This window comes from Delftia sp. WSY_22 (genome assembly GCF_043104185.1).
Taxonomy (GTDB): domain Bacteria; phylum Pseudomonadota; class Gammaproteobacteria; order Burkholderiales; family Burkholderiaceae_C; genus Comamonas; species Comamonas tsuruhatensis.
Genome location: NZ_JBICKN010000044.1, coordinates 41,610 through 57,737, shown reverse-complemented (window position 1 = coordinate 57,737; position 16,128 = coordinate 41,610). Strand labels below are relative to the sequence as shown.

At 70.2% G+C, this 16,128-nt stretch carries 12 protein-coding genes; 10 read left to right on the top strand and 2 right to left on the bottom strand.

Going from position 1 to position 16,128, the window contains the following annotated elements; all coding sequences use genetic code 11:
* Positions 1-33 precede the first annotated feature (33 nt).
* The 3 genes from ACF8NF_RS21280 to ACF8NF_RS21270 all read left to right on the top strand — a co-directional run bounded on the left by ACF8NF_RS21280 (position 34) and on the right by ACF8NF_RS21270 (position 3,189).
* Positions 34-984, top strand: a complete 951-nt coding sequence (locus ACF8NF_RS21280) for a membrane protein (protein WP_013804059.1) — start codon at positions 34-36, stop codon at positions 982-984.
* A gap of 124 nt (positions 985-1,108) precedes the next feature.
* The gene (gene nadC / locus ACF8NF_RS21275; RefSeq protein ID WP_016447964.1) at positions 1,109-1,990 is read left to right on the top strand and encodes a carboxylating nicotinate-nucleotide diphosphorylase; all 882 of its coding nucleotides are present in this window, start codon (positions 1,109-1,111) and stop codon (positions 1,988-1,990) included.
* Between the two features lie 194 nt (positions 1,991-2,184).
* Positions 2,185-3,189 (top strand): tripartite tricarboxylate transporter substrate-binding protein, encoded by a 1,005-nt coding sequence (locus ACF8NF_RS21270; protein ID WP_126312461.1) that lies wholly within the window; start codon positions 2,185-2,187, stop codon positions 3,187-3,189.
* 48 nt (positions 3,190-3,237) lie between these two features.
* Here ACF8NF_RS21270 and ACF8NF_RS21265 read toward each other — a convergent pair whose 3' ends face one another.
* Together ACF8NF_RS21265 and ACF8NF_RS21260 are read right to left on the bottom strand one after the other, a co-directional pair.
* Positions 3,238-4,020, bottom strand: a complete 783-nt coding sequence (locus ACF8NF_RS21265; protein ID WP_016453173.1) for a 3-hydroxybutyrate dehydrogenase — start codon at positions 4,018-4,020, stop codon at positions 3,238-3,240.
* A 175-nt stretch (positions 4,021-4,195) separates the two neighbouring features.
* Positions 4,196-5,125 carry a LysR family transcriptional regulator gene (locus tag ACF8NF_RS21260; RefSeq protein ID WP_126312462.1) on the bottom strand — a complete coding sequence of 310 codons (930 nt, stop codon included), beginning with the start codon at positions 5,123-5,125 and terminating at the stop codon, positions 4,196-4,198.
* A gap of 130 nt (positions 5,126-5,255) precedes the next feature.
* On the opposite strand from ACF8NF_RS21260, the gene mdlC reads away from it, so the two are divergent.
* From mdlC to ACF8NF_RS21225, 7 genes are all read left to right on the top strand, one after another.
* Positions 5,256-6,902 (top strand): benzoylformate decarboxylase, encoded by a 1,647-nt coding sequence (gene mdlC, locus ACF8NF_RS21255; RefSeq protein ID WP_392451230.1) that lies wholly within the window; start codon positions 5,256-5,258, stop codon positions 6,900-6,902.
* Between the two features lie 28 nt (positions 6,903-6,930).
* Positions 6,931-7,869 carry a ketopantoate reductase family protein gene (locus ACF8NF_RS21250; protein WP_392451229.1) on the top strand — a complete coding sequence of 313 codons (939 nt, stop codon included), beginning with the start codon at positions 6,931-6,933 and terminating at the stop codon, positions 7,867-7,869.
* A 42-nt stretch (positions 7,870-7,911) separates the two neighbouring features.
* Positions 7,912-8,886, top strand: coding sequence for a tripartite tricarboxylate transporter substrate binding protein (locus ACF8NF_RS21245; protein ID WP_016447959.1), 975 nt, complete (start codon positions 7,912-7,914; stop codon positions 8,884-8,886).
* Positions 8,887-8,954: 68 nt separating this feature from the next.
* The gene (locus ACF8NF_RS21240) at positions 8,955-9,953 is read left to right on the top strand and encodes a Bug family tripartite tricarboxylate transporter substrate binding protein (protein ID WP_392451228.1); all 999 of its coding nucleotides are present in this window, start codon (positions 8,955-8,957) and stop codon (positions 9,951-9,953) included.
* 448 nt (positions 9,954-10,401) lie between these two features.
* The gene (locus tag ACF8NF_RS21235) at positions 10,402-11,625 is read left to right on the top strand and encodes an efflux RND transporter periplasmic adaptor subunit (RefSeq protein ID WP_392451227.1); all 1,224 of its coding nucleotides are present in this window, start codon (positions 10,402-10,404) and stop codon (positions 11,623-11,625) included.
* On the top strand, positions 11,622-14,795 hold the full coding sequence (locus tag ACF8NF_RS21230) for an efflux RND transporter permease subunit (protein ID WP_392451226.1): 3,174 nt from the start codon (positions 11,622-11,624) through the stop codon (positions 14,793-14,795). The genes ACF8NF_RS21235 and ACF8NF_RS21230 overlap by 4 nt, the downstream gene beginning before the upstream one ends.
* 11 nt (positions 14,796-14,806) lie before the next feature.
* Positions 14,807-16,126: a TolC family protein gene (locus ACF8NF_RS21225; RefSeq protein ID WP_392451225.1), complete on the top strand. Its 1,320-nt coding sequence runs from the start codon at positions 14,807-14,809 to the stop codon at positions 16,124-16,126.
* Positions 16,127-16,128 lie beyond the last annotated feature (2 nt).

Sequence of the window (16,128 nt, the reverse complement as noted above, 5' to 3'; positions counted from 1 at the left end):
CACCCATCCCGCCAATCGACCTCCCTCAACTTCGTGCCCCACCCCACCAGTCCCGCAGCCTCTCCCATCCATGCCGAACTCGTTGCCGTGCTGGCGGCGGTGACCCAGGGCACGCCGCGCGTGCTGACCACGGCGGACGGGCAGTTGCTGCCGGCGGGGCCGTTCGAGGTGGGGCACCGTTCGCTGCAGGCCGGCCTGCGCGCCTGGGTGGAGGAGCAGACCCATCACCCGCTGGGCTACATGGAGCAGCTCTACACCTTTGCCGATGGCGATCGCACCGATGCCAGCGGGGCGCGCGTGATCTCGGTCAGCTACCTGGGGCTGACGCGCGAATCCGCGGACCGCAGCGCGGGGCAGGCCGTCTGGCAGGACTGGTACCGCTACTTTCCCTGGGAAGACTGGCGCGGCGGCGAGCCGGCCCTGCTGCGCTCCCACATCGCTCCGCGCCTGCATGCCTGGATGGCCGAGGCGCGCGGCGCCCAGCGTGCGCTGCGGCGCCAGCGCGCGGACATCGCCTTCGGCCTGGACGGCGGGCCCTGGAACGAGGACATGGTGCTGCAGCGCTACGAGCTGCTGTACGAGGCCGGACTGGTACAGGAGGCGGCCCACCGCGTCCATGGCGCGGCCGCCATGCTGCCCGGCGAGGCCATGCACCACGACCACCGCCGCATCCTGGCCACGGGCATGGCGCGGCTGCGCGCCAAGATCAAGTACCGGCCCGTGGTGTTCGAGCTGATGCCGCCCGAGTTCACGCTGCTGCAGCTGCAGCAGACGGTGGAGGCCCTGGCCGGGCGCGGGCTGCACAAGCAGAACTTCCGCCGCCTGATCGAGCAGCAGGATCTGGTCGAGGAGACCGGCCAGCTCACGGTGGGCTCGGCGGGCCGGCCGGCCAAGCTGTTCCGCTTTCGCAGCGATGTGCTGCTGGAGCGGGCCATCTCCGGCAGCAAGCTGCCCCTGGCCAAGGGCATCGACGGTTCCCCCTGAGCCGCACGGCACTTGCCCGATTGTGACAATGGCTTGACAGCACTTATGCTCGTATCTAGCATAAGTTCCTCGCTCAAGCCCGCAAGGCCGCGCGCCACATTTTTTTGACCTATATATACTCAAAATGAGCATTAATATTGCCAATGCCCTCAGTGCCCGCCTGCCTGTGCCGCCGCTGCCCGACCTGATGCTGGAGCCGCTGGTGCGCTCGGCCCTGCTGGAGGACCTGGGCCGCGCGGGCGACCTGACCACGGATGCCATCGTCCCTGCCGACGCACAGGCCGAACTGCGCCTGGTGGCGCGCCAGGAGGGCGTGCTGGCCGGGCTGGACATGGCGCGGCTGGCGTTCCGTGCGCTGGATGCGCAGTCGCGTTTCGAGCCGGTGCTGCGCGATGGCAGCGAACTGGCGCCCGGCCAGGAGATCGCGCGCATCCACGGCAGCGCGCGCGCCATCCTCACCGCCGAGCGCGTGGCGCTCAACTACCTGTGCCACCTGAGCGGCGTGGCCACGGCCACGGCATCGATCGCGCGGGCCATCGCCGACACGGGCGCACGCGTGACCTGCACGCGCAAGACCATGCCGGGCCTGCGTGCGCTGCAGAAGTACGCCGTGCGCGTGGGCGGCGGCAGCAACCACCGCTTCGGCCTGGACGATGCCGTGCTGATCAAGGACAACCACATCGCGCTGGCCGGCGGCGTGGCCGAGGCCCTGGCCCGGGCGCGCGCAGGCGTGGGCCACATGGTGCAGATCCAGCTGGAGGTGGACACGCTGGAGCAGCTGGAGGTGGCGCTGTCCCTGGGCGTGGAAGTGGTGCTGCTGGACAACATGGACCTGGACACGCTGCGCACGGCCGTCTCCATGGCGCGCGGGCGCGCGGTGACCGAAGCCTCGGGCCGCATCACGCCCGAGACGGCGCGCGCCGTGGCCGAGACCGGCGTGGACCAGATCGCCGTGGGCTGGATCACGCACAGCGCCCGGGTTCTCGACATCGGCCTTGACACCTGAAATGAGGCACCCCCTGAGCCGCTGCGCGGCTTCCCCCGTGTGCACGGCGCCCTCTCTCGCTGCGCGGGAGGGGGGCGTCCGGGCAACCGGCGACACCCTGGCTGCGGGGCGGCGCGGCCGGCTTAGGCCCTTGGCCGTTGTCCCTGAGTTGGGCTGCGCCGGTTTTTTGCACCTAGCCCAGTGGAGCAGTTGCCATGTTTTTTGAAGGGTGTACCTTGAAGCGACGGAGACTCTGGACGCTGGCGGCCTGCGCGCTGCTGGCGGGCGCATCGGGGCTGTGGCTGGCGGCGCCGGGCAAGGCCGGCACGCGCCTGGAGCGGCCCATCACCATCGTCGTGACCTTTCCGCCGGGCGGCGGCACGGACCTGCTGGCGCGGCGCCTGGGCGAGCAGCTGCAGCAGCGCCTGGGCCAGACCGTGGTGGTGGATAACCGTCCCGGCGCCAGCGGCAACATCGGCGCCCATGCCGTGGCCCAGGCCGCAGCGGACGGCAGCACCTTGCTGATGGCCAACAGCTCGTTCGCCATCAACCCCGGTGTCTACGAACGCCTGGATTTCGACCCGCGCAAGGACTTCACGGCGGTGTTCAACGCAGGCTCCATCGCCTCGGTGCTGGTCGTGCCTGCGGACAGCGCGCTGCAGACGCTGGAGGATGCGCTGGCCCAGGCGCGCCAGGAACGGCCGCTGCTGTTCGCCTCCTGCGGCAACGGCACGCCCCAGCACCTGGCCGGCGAGATGCTGGCCCGGGAGGCGAAGCGCTTTGTGCAGCATGTGCCCTACAAGGGCTGCGGCCCGGCCATCACGGCCGTGGCGGCAGGCCAGGTGGCGGCGGGCATGGTCACGGCCAGCAGTGCTGCGGCCATGATCGCTGCAGGCCGCGTGCGCGCCCTGGCCGTCACGGCGCCGCAGCGACTGCCGCAGCTGGCCGGCGTTCCCACGGTGGCCGAGCGCGGCCTGCCGGGCTTTGCGGTGGAGCAGTGGCATGGCCTGCTGGCACCTGCCGCCACGCCCCGGGCCACGGTGCAGGCATTGCATGACACGCTGGAGCAGGCGCTGGCCGATCCCGCCGTCAGCGCTGGCTTGCGCGACCAGGGCTACACCCTGGCGCGGCAGACACCGGGCCAATTCCAGGCGCTGATCGCAGCCGACATCGACCGCTATGCGGCCGTGACCCGGGCGCTGGGGCTGAAGGCCGATTGAGAGCCAGAGAAGAGCCAGAGAAGAACCAGAGAAGGGCCGATTGGCGACTTACTGCATGAACCAGCCGTGGCTGACCACCAGCGACTGGCCGGTCAGCGCATTGCTGGGGAAGCCCGCGAACAGCAGGGCCACGCGGGCCACGTCCTCGGTGGTGGTGAACTCGCCGTCCACGGTTTCCTTGAGCATCACGTTCTTGATGACCTCGTCCTCGCTGATGCCCAGCGTGCGGGCCTGCTCGGGAATCTGCTTGTCCACCAGCGGCGTGCGCACGAAGCCCGGGCAGATCACATTGGCGCGCACGCCGTGCTTGGCGCCTTCCTTGGCCACGGTCTTGGCCAGCCCGATCAGGCCGTGCTTGGCCGTGACATAGGGCGCCTTGAGCAGCGAGGCCTCCTTGGAGTGCACCGATCCCATGTAGATCACGCTGCCGCCCCGGCCCTGCGCATACATGTGCCTGAGGCAGGCGCGCGTGGTGAGGAAGGCGCCGTCCAGGTGGATGGCCAGCATCTTCTTCCAGTCGGCAAAGCTGAATTCCTCCACCGGATGCACGATCTGTATCCCGGCATTGCTGACCAGGATGTCGATGCCGCCGAAGGCCCGGGCGGCCTCCTCGACCGAGGCGTTGACCTGGGCCTCGTCGGTCACGTCCACGGCCACGCCCATGGCCTGGGCACCCGTGGCGCGCAGCTCGGCCGCCGTGGCGTCGGCCGCCTCCTTGTTGAGGTCGGCAATGACGATGCGCGCGCCCTCGCTGGCGAACAGCGTGGCGATCTCCTTGCCGATGCCGCTGGCCGAGCCGGTGATGAAGGCGACCTTGTCCTTGAGTTGCATGGTGAGTCTTTCCTGGAGAGTGGATGAAACAGGCCGGTGCCCATCTTCGGCGCGGCCGGCCGCGTGCCCTTGTCGGCGCAGGGACTAGTCTGGCGCCGGTTTCTTAGACGAAACTGAGTCGGCAGGCCAGGCTAGTGTTGGCAGCCCGCAAGTCATGCCCGTGACGGCCGGCCCTTCAGTGCGCGGCGGCCTCGCGGTGCCGGGGCTGCTGGAACAGCTCGCAGACCAGTTCGCGCAGCCAGCGCTTGGCCGGTTCCTGTTCGAAGCGCCAGCTCCAGTGCAGCGACACGTCGAAGCGGTGATCGGGCAGGTCGGCATCGCGCACCGCATAGCCGCCGCGCTCGACAAAGCCGGCCGCGATCTCGGCCGGCATGATCACCGCCAGGTCGGTCTTGCCCACGATGGAGGGCACGGCCATGAAATGTGCGGCCGACAGGCGGATGCGCTCATCGAGCCGCAGCGCCTGCAGGATGCGCAGCGTCTCCGAATGCGAGCGCACCGCCGCGAAATCCAGCTGGCGCAGCGTGGCCAGAGCCAGTGGCGCGTCTTCGGGCACCTGCGCCAGCGCGGGGTGGCCGCTGCGCAGCAGCACGCCGTAGTGGTCGGACAGCAGCACGGTCTGCCGGGTCCGCGTGCCACCCGGCAGAAAGCCGATGGCGATGTCCAGCGTGCCCCGGTCCAGCGCATCGGCAATGCCGTCCAGCGGCATGGGCAGGGTCTCCAACTGCACATGCGGGGCGCGCTGGTGCAGCGCCTGCATCAGCGGCGGCAGAAAGCGCGCCTCGCCGATGTCGCTCAGGTGGATGCGAAAGCGCTGGCGCGCCTGCAGTGGCTCGAAGCTCTGGGCCTCGGACATGGCGACTTCCAGCACCTCCAGCGCCTGGCGCACGGCCAGCGCCAGGCGCTCGGCACGCGGCGTGGGGCGCACGCCTGCGTGCGCGCGCTCGAACAGCGGATTGCCCAGCAGCAGGCGCAGCCGCGTCACGGCCTGGCTGGCGGCGGGCTGGGACATGCCCAGCTCCTCGGCCGCGCGGCTGACGCTGCAGTGGCGGTACACGGCGTCGAAGACGCGCAGCAGGTTGAGGTCCAGGTTCTTGATATCCATTTGGTGAATATCTCTTAGATGGTTTATTCAATTGCTGGAAATCATAAGCGCCTGCACCATGGGCACCGACTTCCATGGCCAGCGCGCGGCACGCACCGGGCGGCCGGCCCATTCCCCAGGAGACCCCATCTTGCAAGCACCCACCACACCGCGCAGCCAGCCCGCCGAGGCATCCTCTTCCACCGCGACCTGTACCGCGACCTACACCGTGCGCCATGCCGTGATCGCCATGCTGCGCGAGCTGGGCATGACGCGCATCTTCGGCAACCCGGGCTCGACCGAGCTGCCGCTGTTCCGCGACTACCCCGAAGACTTCTCCTATGTGCTGGGCCTGCAGGAAACCGTGGTCGTGGGCATGGCCGACGGCCATGCCCAGGCCACGCGCAATGCCAGCTTCGTGAACCTGCACTCGGCCGCGGGCGTGGGCCATGCCATGGCCAACATCTTCACGGCCTTCAAGAACCGCACGCCCCTGGTGATCACGGCGGGCCAGCAGGCGCGCTCGCTGCTGCAGTTCGACCCCTTCCTGCACTCCAACCAGGCCGCCGAGCTGCCCAAGCCCTATGTGAAGTGGAGCTGCGAGCCCGCGCGCGCCGAAGACGTGCCCCAGGCGCTGGCGCGCGCCTACTACATCGCCATGCAGGAGCCGCGCGGCCCCGTGCTGGTCTCCATTCCCGCCGATGACTGGGACAAGCCGGCCGAGCCCGTCACGCTGCGCCATGTGGGCTTCGAGACGCGGCCCGATCCGCGCACGCTGGACCTTATCGGCGATGCGCTGGATGCGGCGCGTGCCCCGGCCCTGGTCGTGGGCGCGGCCGTGGACCGGGCCCAGGGCTGGGATGCCGTGGTCGCGCTGGCCGAGCGCCACCAGGCCCGCGTCTTCGTGGCCCCCATGAGCGGGCGCTGCAGCTTCCCCGAGGACCATCCCCTGTTCGCCGGCTTCCTGCCCGCCATGCGCGAGCGCATCGTGCAACTGCTGTCCGGTCATGACGTGGTCTTCGCCGTGGGCGCGGCCGCCTTCACCTACCACGTGGAAGGCGAGGGCCCGCACATCCCCGAAGGCACGGCGCTCTACCAGTTGATCGAGGACCCGGCCATTGCCGCCTGGGCCCCCGTGGGCACGGCCGCCGTGGGCAATGTGCGCATGGGCGTGGAGGAGCTGCTGCAGCGCCCCGCACCCGCACCGCGCCAGGCGCCCGCACCCCGGCCCGCAGCGCCCGTGCCGGCCGCGCCCGCCGCAGGCGAGCGCATGTCGGTGGCCTTTGCCATGCACACGCTGGCCCAGGTGCGTGACCGGCGCAGCATCGTGGTGGAAGAGGCGCCCAGCTCGCGCTCCACCATCCAGACCTACCTGCCCATCTTCCATTCGGGCACCTTCTACACCATGTGCAGCGGCGGCCTGGGCCACAGCATGCCGGCCGCCGTGGGCGTGGCGCTGGCGCAGCCCGAGGCCAAGGTGGTCGCCGTCATCGGCGACGGCTCGGCCATGTACGCCATCCAGGCCCTCTGGAGTGCAGCCCAGCTGCGCCTGCCCATCAGCTTCGTGATCCTCAAGAACCGCCGCTATGCGGCGCTGCAGGACTTCGCCCATGTCTTCGGCTACCGCGAGGGCGAGAAGGTCGAGGGCACGGAACTGCCCGACATCGACTTCGTGGCGCTGGCCCGTGGCCAGGGCTGCGACGGCGTGCATGTGGAGAACGCGGCCGAGCTGGCCGAGGTGCTGGCCCGCGCGCTGGCCCATCCCAAGCCCATCGTGGTCGAGGTCGAAGTCGCCTGAGGCGAAGCCCCCTGCAGGAGACAAAGCCATGGAAAACACAAGAAGCATAGGCATCCTCGGCGCAGGCGCCATGGGCACCTTGTTCGCCGCACGATTGGCCAACGTCGGCCTGGACGTGACCCTGGTCGATGTGAACGACGAGCTGCTGCAGGCCCTGAACCGCGATGGCGCGCGCTGCCACACCGATGAGGGGCTGCTGCAGGCCCGCGTGCGTGCGGCGCGGGCCGAGCAGCTCACGGCCGGGCCCGCGCTGTGGCTGGTCTTCACCAAGTCGGCCCATACGCGCGCTGCACTGCAGGGCATTGCCCACCTCATCGGGCCGGACACGCATTTCCTGAGCCTGCAAAACGGCATAGGCCATGCCGATGTGTTGCGTGAAATGGTGCCGCTCGAACGCATCGCCGTGGGCGTGACCACCTGGCCTGCGCGCGTGATGTCGCCGGGCGAGGTCAGCTCCATGGGGCAGGGCGGCATCCGCTTCATGCCTTGCGATGGCCAGCGCAGCGCGGTCTTCGACCTGCTGGCGGACGACCTCAACCGCGCAGGCATGCATTGCCGCATCGACCCGCAGGTGCAGGAAGCCATCTGGGAAAAGCTGGCCTTCAATGCCGCCTTCAACGGCGTGTGCGCCGTGACGCGCCAGACCGTGGACGGACTGGCCAATCCGCAGGGCGAGGCCCTGCTGCAGCGCGTGCTGGACGAGGTGCTGTCCGTCGCCCATGCCCATGGCGTCGCCGCCAGCGCCGAGCGCGTGGGCGCGGCCGTGCGCGATGCGCTGGACCACCACCGGGGTCACCAGCCCTCGATGCTGCAGGACCTGCTGGCCGGCCGTGCCACCGAGACGGGCGCCATCCACGGCGCCGTGCTGCAGGTGGCCGACCGCCTGGGCATTGCCGTGCCCGTGACGCGCACGCTGCATGCACTGGTCAGCCTGTCGGAGAACGCGGGCGCCGTCGCACCGCGCTGAACGCGCTCAAAGCAAAACGAGCCACTACAAGAAGGAGACAAGATGCTGCGCAGACAAGCACTCAAGGCCGCACTGGCCATAGGCGCCCCGCCCCTGCTGGGCATGGGCACGGCACACGCCCAGACCGGCAAGCCCATCGAATGGGTGGTGGGCTTTGCCGCAGGCGGCGGCTCGGACGCCGTGGCGCGCGGCGTGGCCGAAGTCTGGGGCAAGGCCCTGGGCCGCACCGTGGTCGTCATGAACAAGCCCGGTGCAGGCACCAACATCGCCGCCGAATACGCGGCGCGCACGCGCGAGCTGGGCAGCCTGGTCTTCACGGCCGACTTCGCCACGCTGGCGGCCAACCCCCACCTGTTTCGCAAGCTGGCCTACAACGCCGAGAAGGACTTCGTGCCCATCGGCCTGCTGGCGCGCTTTCCGCTGTTCCTCGTGGTCGGCAACCAGCTGCCGGTGCACAACCTGCAGGAGTTCACGCAGTGGGTGAAGGCCCAGCCAGGCCCCGTCAGCTACGGCAGCCCGGGCCTGGGCACGCCCCACCACCTGGCCACCGAACTGCTGGCCCAGCGCCTGGGCGTGAAGATGTCCCATGTGCCCTATCGCGGCGCGGGGCCGGCCCTGATCGATGTGATCGGCGGCCAGATCCCCTTCATGCTGGCCGACAGCGCGGCGGCGGCCCAGCACATTGCGGCCGGCAAGCTGCGTGTCATCGGCGTGGCCAGCGCCGAGCGTCTCAAGAGCCACCCGGGCGTGCCCACGCTGGCCGAGCAGGGCGTGAAGGATTTCGAGGCCCATGCATGGCAGGGCCTGGTGGCGCCGGCCGGCACGGACGACGCCACCGTGCAGGCCTGGTCCGTGGCGCTGCAGCAGGCGCTGCGCTCGCCTGCCGTGCTGGCGCGCTTCGAGGCGCTGTCGCTGGAGCCGCTGCCCGGCACGCCCGCCCAGATGCGTGACTACTGGCGCAGCGAAAGCCGGCGCTGGGGCCAGGTCATCGAGTCGGCGGGCATTCGGCTGGACTGATTGCAGCCCCGCCGCCGCCGGGCTCCCATCACGCTTTCAAGAATTCACAACCCAAGGAGACACAGTTCATGCACAAGACAACCCCCTTCAGCCGCTGGCGCCGCCTGGGCCTGCTGGCCCTGCTGGGCGCGACGGCCTCGGTCCCTGCGCTGGCGCAGAAGGCCGGCGACAAATGGCCCGAGCGCCCGGTGCGCCTGGTGGTGAACTTCGCGCCCGGCGGCGCGGCCGATGTGCTGGCGCGCGCCATCACGCCCACCATGTCCCAGGTGCTGGGCCAGTCGGTGGTGGTGGACAACAAGCCCGGTGCGGGCGGCAACATCGGCATCAGTGAAACCGTGCGCGCGCCCAAGGATGGCTACACGCTGCTGCTCAGCTCGGGCGGGGCCATCACCATCAATCCGATGATCTACAGCAAGCTGGCCTTCAATCCCGAAAAGGACTTGACGCCCGTGGCTGCCGTGGCGCGCGTGCATGTGTTCCTGGAGACCAATCCCGCCGTGCCCGCCACCAACGTGGCCGAGTTCATCAAGCACCTGAAGGCCAACCCCGGCAAGCTGTCCTACGGCTCGCCGGGCCAGGGCAGCTCGCCGCACCTGGCCGGCGAGATGTTCAAGCGCATGGCCGGTGTCGATGCCGTGCACGCCCCCTACAAGGGCGCGGGCCCGGCGCTCAGCGACGTGCTCAGCGGGCAGCTGCAGTTCTGGTTCGACCCGGGTCCGGGCCTCAAGCAGGTCGAGGCCGGCAAGCTGCGCCTGCTGGCCATCGGCAGCCCGCACCGCTCGCCGCAGTACCCCAACGTGCCCACGCTGGCCGAAAGCGGCCTGCCGGGCTTTGATGCGGACACGCTGTTCGGCCTCTACGCGCCCACGGGCACGCCCGAGTCTGTGATCGAGGCCGTTCGCACTGCCGTGGCCAAGGCGCTGGAGCAAAAGAGCGTCAACGACGTCATCCTCACCCTGGGCGCCACGCCCGCGCCGCTGAGCCGCAAGGCCTTCATCGACCACCACGCCACCGAGCGCGAGCGCTTCGGCGAACTGGTGAAAGCCATCGGCCTGAAAGTGGACTGATCTTTCCCGCAGGCCATCGCCCGCAAGCCGCCCGCTCCGCGCTGGCGGCTTTTTTCTTTCCGGTCCGGGCCGGGCTGGGCCGGGCCGAGGGGGCCTTGTGCCGGCCATCTTCTATACGAAGGTATATCCCGCATCCACCAATGAACAGGCCAGCCTTCCCAACAAAGGCTGGCCGCAGGCACTTTCGCCTTTGATAATTCCGGGCACATATTGCACTGCAGCAAACAGGGCTCCCGGCCTGCACGGGGACTGCGCCACCCACACGCAAAGGAGTACCCCATGGACCCCGATCCTGATTCCGATCCCGATCCTGCCAGGCGCTGCCGCGCCGTCCCTTTCCGCCTTTCCCTTCTTCCATTTCTTGATCTGCCCGGACCCGGGCGGAGGCCTGTGATCGCCTGAAGGGGCGAGAGGTCTGCGCGGGTCCATGGCACCCGGAGACCTCAGGATGACCCGCTTTCTCGCTTCTGAACGACCAGGCCGACCCCATGGCCACCCACATGACCGACCCCATGGCCTGCACCAGCGCCATCCCTTGCTGGCGGCCGCCTGGCCTGTGGGCGGGCTGCTGATCAGCGTGGCCATGGCCGCCTGCAACGGCCCAGCCGAAACCCAGGCTGCAGTGGCAACCCCCGCCACCGCCGCCCCGCAGCCGGCTCCCGTGCGCCGCGAAGGCAACCTCATCGTGGTGCCCGAAGGCTCGCCGCTGCGCGAGCGCCTGCAGGTGGCCGAGATCGCCCTGCAGCCGCTGCAGACCCGCCTGTCGGCCCCCGCCACCATCGAGGCCGAGCCTGAAAAGCTGGTCCGCATCACGCCGCCCGTGGCGGGCCGCCTGGTGCGCCTGCACCACCAGCTGGGCGATGCGGTGAAGGCCGGCGATGCGCTGATCACCATGGACTCCTCCGAGATCTCCAGCGTGCGTGCCGAGCACGCCAAGGCCCAGGCCGCGCTGCTGCACGCGCGCCAGGAATTCGACCGCCAGAAGCTGCTGTTCGATGTCGAGATCGCCGCGCGCAAGGACTACGAGGCCGCGCAGCAGTCGCTGGCCGCCGCGGGTGCCGATGCGCGCGCCGCCTCCGACCACCTGTCCCAGCTGGGTGCGGCCGTGCAGGAAGGCTCGCGCGGCAGCTACGTGGTCAAGTCGCCCATCAGCGGGCGCGTGGTGGAGATGGCAGGCTCGCAGGGCGGCTACTGGAACGATGTGAATGCCTCCGTCATGACCGTGGCCGACCTGCGCAAGGTCTGGCTCAGCGCCAGCGTCAGCGAGCGCGACCTGGCCCATGTGGACGTGGGCCAGCAGGCCCACATCGCGCTGGCCGCCTATCCCGACCTGCAGCTGCAGGGCCGCGTGCAGTACGTGGGCGAGCTGGTGGACACCGCCACGCGCAGCGTCAAGGTGCGCGTGGCCGTGGACAACCCCGAAGGGCGGCTGCGCCCCGGTATGTTTGCGCGCGTGGGCTTCGACGCCCCGGCGCGCCAGGCCGTGATGGTGCCGGCCGCGGCCCTGCTGCAGGGCCAGGTCAGCACGCGCGTCTTCGTGGACAAGGGCGGCTGGCGCTTCGAGCCGCGCGACGTGCAGGTCGGCGCGCAGCAGGACGGCCAGGCCGAGATCCTCTCGGGCCTGGCGGCCGGCGAGCGCGTGGTGGTCAACGGGGGAGTGCTGCTGCAATGATCGAGCGCATCGTCAACATCGGCTTTTCGCGCCGCGGCGTGGTGTGGCTGGTCTTTTGCTTCGCGGCCCTGTATGGCGTGTTCAGCTGGAAGCAGCTGCCGCTGGAGGCCTATCCCGACATTGCCGACGTGACCTCGCAGATCGTCACCCAGGTGCCAGGCCTGGCGGCCGAGGAGATAGAGCAGCAGATCACCATCCCGCTGGAGCGCGCCCTGCTGGCCACGCCCGGCATGCACGTGCTGCGCTCGCGCAGCCTGTTCGCGCTGTCGCTGATCACCGTGGTCTTCGAGGACGGCGTGGACGGCTACTGGGCGCGCCAGCGCCTGAAGGAGCGCATCGACGAGGTCACGCTGCCCTATGGTGCCCGCGCCGGGCTGGACCCCTACAGCTCGCCCACGGGCGAGGTCTACCGCTACACGCTGGAAAGCCCCGTGCGCAGCCTGCGCGAGCTGTCCGAGCTGCAGCAGTGGGTGGTGATCCCGCACCTGAAGAAGGCCCAGTCCGTGGTGGACGTGACCAACTTCGGCGGCCTGACCACGCAGTTCATGCTGGAGCTGGACCCGGCGCGGCTGCTGCAGTACGGGCTGGCGCTGTCCCAGGTGATCGAGGCCATCAATGCCAACAACGCCAGCGGCGGCGGCAGCGTCATCGACCGGGGCGATGTCTCCTATGTGGTGCGCGGCGTGGGCCTGCTGGGCTCGCTGGACGACATGGGCAACGTGGTCGTCAAGACCACGGACAGCGGCACGCCCGTGCTGGTCAAGGACCTGGGGCGGCTGACCTACGGCAACGTGGAGCGGCGCGGCATCCTGGGCAAGGACGGCAACTCCGACACCCTGCAGGGCATCGTGCTGTTGCTCAAGGGCTCCAACCCCTCGCAGGCGCTGGAGGGCATCCATGCCGCCGTGGAGGAGCTAAACGGCAAGCTGCTGCCGCCCGACGTGAAGGTCGCGCCCTACCTGGACCGCACCACGCTGATCGAACGCACCACCCACACCGTGGGCAAGACCCTGGCCGAAGGCCTGATCGTCGTGACCCTGGTGCTGCTGGTCTTCCTGGGCAGCCCGCGCGCGGCGCTGATCGTGGCCCTGACCATTCCCATGGCGCTGCTGCTGGCCTTCATCTTCATGCACCACGCGAAGATTCCGGCCAACCTGCTGTCGCTGGGCGCCATCGACTTCGGCATCCTGGTGGACGGGGCCGTGGTCGTGGTCGAGAACATCCTGCGGCGCCGCGAGGCCGACCAGAACCGGCCGCTCACGCCCAGGGACGCCATCACGGCCACGCTGCAGGTGGCGCGGCCCATCGTCTTCGGCATGTGCGTGATCGCGGCCGCCTACCTGCCGCTGTTCGCCTTCGAGCGCATCGAGTACAAGCTGTTCTCGCCCATGGCCAGCGCCGTGGGCGCGGCCCTGGTCGGGGCGCTGGCCGTGGCCCTGCTGCTCACGCCGGCCCTGGCCTGGCTGGCCTTCCGCAGGCCGCGCAGGATCTTCCACAACCCCGTCCTGCACCGGCTGGGCGTGGGCTATGACCGCTTCCTGGGCGCGGCCGTGGGCCGCGTGCGCTGGCTGGCGGGGGCCGTGGCGGCCTCGCTGCTGGCGCTGGGCGTGCTGGCCGGCACCATGGGCCGCGACTTCCTGCCGTACCTGGACGAAGGCTCCATCTGGCTGCAGGTGCAGATGCCGCCCGGCATCACGCTGGACAAGGCGCGCGACATGGCCGACGCGCTGCGCAGCGCCGCACTGGAGTTCCCCGAGGTCTCCTACATCGTCACCCAGACCGGGCGCAACGATGACGGCACGGACTACTGGACGCCCTCGCACATCGAGGCCAGCGTGGGCCTGCATCCCTATGGCGAATGGAAGTCGGGCCTGACCAAGCAGCAGCTGATCGCGAAGATGGCCGCGCGCTTCGACCAGTTGCCCGGCTACTCCGTGGGCTTCATGCAGCCCATGATCGACGGCGTGCAGGACAAGCTGTCGGGCGCGCACAGCGACCTCACGGTGAAGGTCTTCGGCCAGGACCTGGCCGAAGACCGGCGCGTGGCCGATGCCCTGGTGGCCGTGCTGGAGAAAGTGCCCGGCGCGGCCGATGTGGCCGTGGACGTGGAGCCGCCGCTGCCCAACCTGCGCATTGCGCTGGACCGCGCCGCTGCCGCGCGCTACGGCATCAATGCCTCCGACGTGGCGCAGCTCATCTCCACCGGCGTGGGCGGGGCCTCCATCGGCCAGCTGTACGTGGGCGAGCGCAGCTACGACATGGCCGTGCGCTTCACGCCCGACACGCGCAGCAGCCCCGAGGCCATCGGCGCGCTGCGCCTGTCGGCCGCCAATGGCGCCCAGGTGCCGCTGGCCGACGTGGCGCGCATCACCACCACCGTGGGCCAGAGCGTCATCGTGCGCGAGGGCGGCGAGCGCCACATCCTCGTCAAGCTCAATGTGCGCGGCCGCGACCTGGCGGGCTTCCTCAAGGATGCGCACACCGCCATCGACCAGCACCTGGACTACGACCGCCAGAAGCTGCACATCGAGTGGGGCGGCCAGTTCGAGAACCTGCAGCGTGCCGAGGCGCGGCTGCTCATGATCCTGCCGCTGACGCTGGGCATCATGCTGGTGCTGCTGTTCGGCGAGTTCGGCAACCTGCGCCAGCCGCTGCTGGTGCTGGGCGTGGTGCCGCTGGCCATGATCGGCGGCTTTACGGGCCTGCACCTGCGCGGCATGACGCTCAACGTCTCCAGCGCCGTGGGCTTCATCGCGCTGTTCGGCGTGGCCGTGCTCTCGGGCGTGCTCATGGTCTCGCAGATCAACCGGCTGCGCCGCGAGGACGGCCTGGGCCTGCGCGAAGCCGTGCTCGAAGGCGCCTCCAGCCGCATGCGCCCCGTGCTGATGACGGCCACCGTCGCCGCCTTCGGCCTCACGCCGGCCATGCTGGCCACGGGCCTGGGCAGCGACGTGCAGCGGCCCCTGGCCACGGTCGTGGTCTGCGGCCTGTTCAGCGCCACCTTGCTGACCCTGCTGCTGCTGCCCAACCTCTACTACGTGATCGAGGCCCGTGCCGCCCGCGCGGCCGAGCGCCGCCAGCGCCGCGCCGCTGAACGCGGTGAGAGCGGTGATCCGGATGCCGCCGAGGACGAGGGCGGGCATCGCACCGCAACGAGCCAACCCCATTGATGCGAGTCGCCATGCAAACGACCCCTTTCTTCCCCAGGCAGGCCCTGGCCCTGCTGCTGTGCCTTGGCGCCGCAGCGCAGGCGCAGACGGCGCCGTCCGCCGGCCTGCGCTTTTCCGACTACCTCAACGCCGTGGAGCAGCACAGCCCCCTGCTGCGCTCGGAGGAGCAGGGCGTGGAATCCGCGCGTGCCGGCATCGGCATCGCCGGCATACGCCCCGACCCCAGCCTCACGCTGGGTGCCTCGCGCGAGCAGGTGCGCACCGGCCAGCCCCGGCCCACCACGCGCAACTACGAGATCAGCATGGAGCTGGAGACGGGCGGCAAGCGCGCCGCGCGCATTCAGTCCGCACGCAGCCAGGTGCGCCTGTCCGAGGCCGGCCTGGAAGGCGTGCGCAGCCAGCTGTTCTCCGATGCCGCCCAGGACTACACCCAGGCCTGCCGCGACTCGCTGGCGCTGGAGCGCAAGCAGCAGACGCTGAAGGCGCTGGGCGATGTGGTGCAGGCCAACGAGCTGAGGCGCAAGGCCGGCGACATCGGCGGCGTGGAATGGCTGCAGTCGCGCGTGGAACGCGACCGCTTCCAGGCCGAGGTGGTGCAGGCGCGCGCCGAGGCGCAGACCGCGCGGCTGGCGCTGTCCGTCCCGCTGGGGCGCCGCCTGTCCGAAGTCTTTGCCAGCGACACGCTGCAATGTGGCTTCATGGAATTGGCCGAAGACTCGGAACCGGAGGATGCCGACGCCCTGGTCGCCCAGGCGCTGCAGTCGCGCGCCGAGGTGCGCATCGCCCAGGCGGCGCTGGAGCATGCGCGCGACAACGCGGGCCTGGCCCAGGCCAACCGCTGGGTCAATCCCACGCTGGCCGTGGGCATGGCCGCCGTGCCCGCCACGGCCGGTGGCACGGACGCCCAGGGCAATCCCTTCGATGGCGGCGGGCGCTCGCGCACGCTGTCGGTCTCGGTCAGCGTGCCGCTGCCGCTGTCGCGCCTGGACCGGGGCGACCTGGTGCAGGCCGAGGCGGCCGTCACCCAGGCCATGCTGGCCCTGCAGCAGGCCCAGAACCGGGCCGAGGCCGATGTGCGCGCCGCCCGCTTTCGCCTGAGCGCCGCGCGCGAGAACGTGCAGCGCTACCGCGACGGCGTGCTGCGCGATGCGCAGCGCGTGCTCGAAGGCATACGCCTGTCCTACCGGCATGGCGAGGCTTCGCTGCTGGAGCTGCTGTCCGCCCAGCGCTCGGCCGACGAGGCCTACCTGGGATCGCTGGAGGCAGAGACCGAGCTGGCCAAGGCCACGGTGGAGCTCCAACTGAGCGTGGGCCGCCGGCCAGTGTTGTGAAC

Coding starts and splice junctions, on each gene's coding strand:
- nadC (WP_016447964.1), top strand. CDS start 1,109: ATGAGCATTAATATTGCCAATGCCCTCAGTGCCCGCCTGCCTGTGCCG.
- ACF8NF_RS21270 (WP_126312461.1), top strand. CDS start 2,185: ATGTTTTTTGAAGGGTGTACCTTGAAGCGACGGAGACTCTGGACGCTG.
- ACF8NF_RS21265 (WP_016453173.1), bottom strand. CDS start 4,020: ATGCAACTCAAGGACAAGGTCGCCTTCATCACCGGCTCGGCCAGCGGC.
- ACF8NF_RS21260 (WP_126312462.1), bottom strand. CDS start 5,125: ATGGATATCAAGAACCTGGACCTCAACCTGCTGCGCGTCTTCGACGCC.
- ACF8NF_RS21250 (WP_392451229.1), top strand. CDS start 6,931: ATGGAAAACACAAGAAGCATAGGCATCCTCGGCGCAGGCGCCATGGGC.
- ACF8NF_RS21245 (WP_016447959.1), top strand. CDS start 7,912: ATGCTGCGCAGACAAGCACTCAAGGCCGCACTGGCCATAGGCGCCCCG.
- ACF8NF_RS21240 (WP_392451228.1), top strand. CDS start 8,955: ATGCACAAGACAACCCCCTTCAGCCGCTGGCGCCGCCTGGGCCTGCTG.
- ACF8NF_RS21235 (WP_392451227.1), top strand. CDS start 10,402: ATGACCCGCTTTCTCGCTTCTGAACGACCAGGCCGACCCCATGGCCAC.
- ACF8NF_RS21230 (WP_392451226.1), top strand. CDS start 11,622: ATGATCGAGCGCATCGTCAACATCGGCTTTTCGCGCCGCGGCGTGGTG.
- ACF8NF_RS21225 (WP_392451225.1), top strand. CDS start 14,807: ATGCAAACGACCCCTTTCTTCCCCAGGCAGGCCCTGGCCCTGCTGCTG.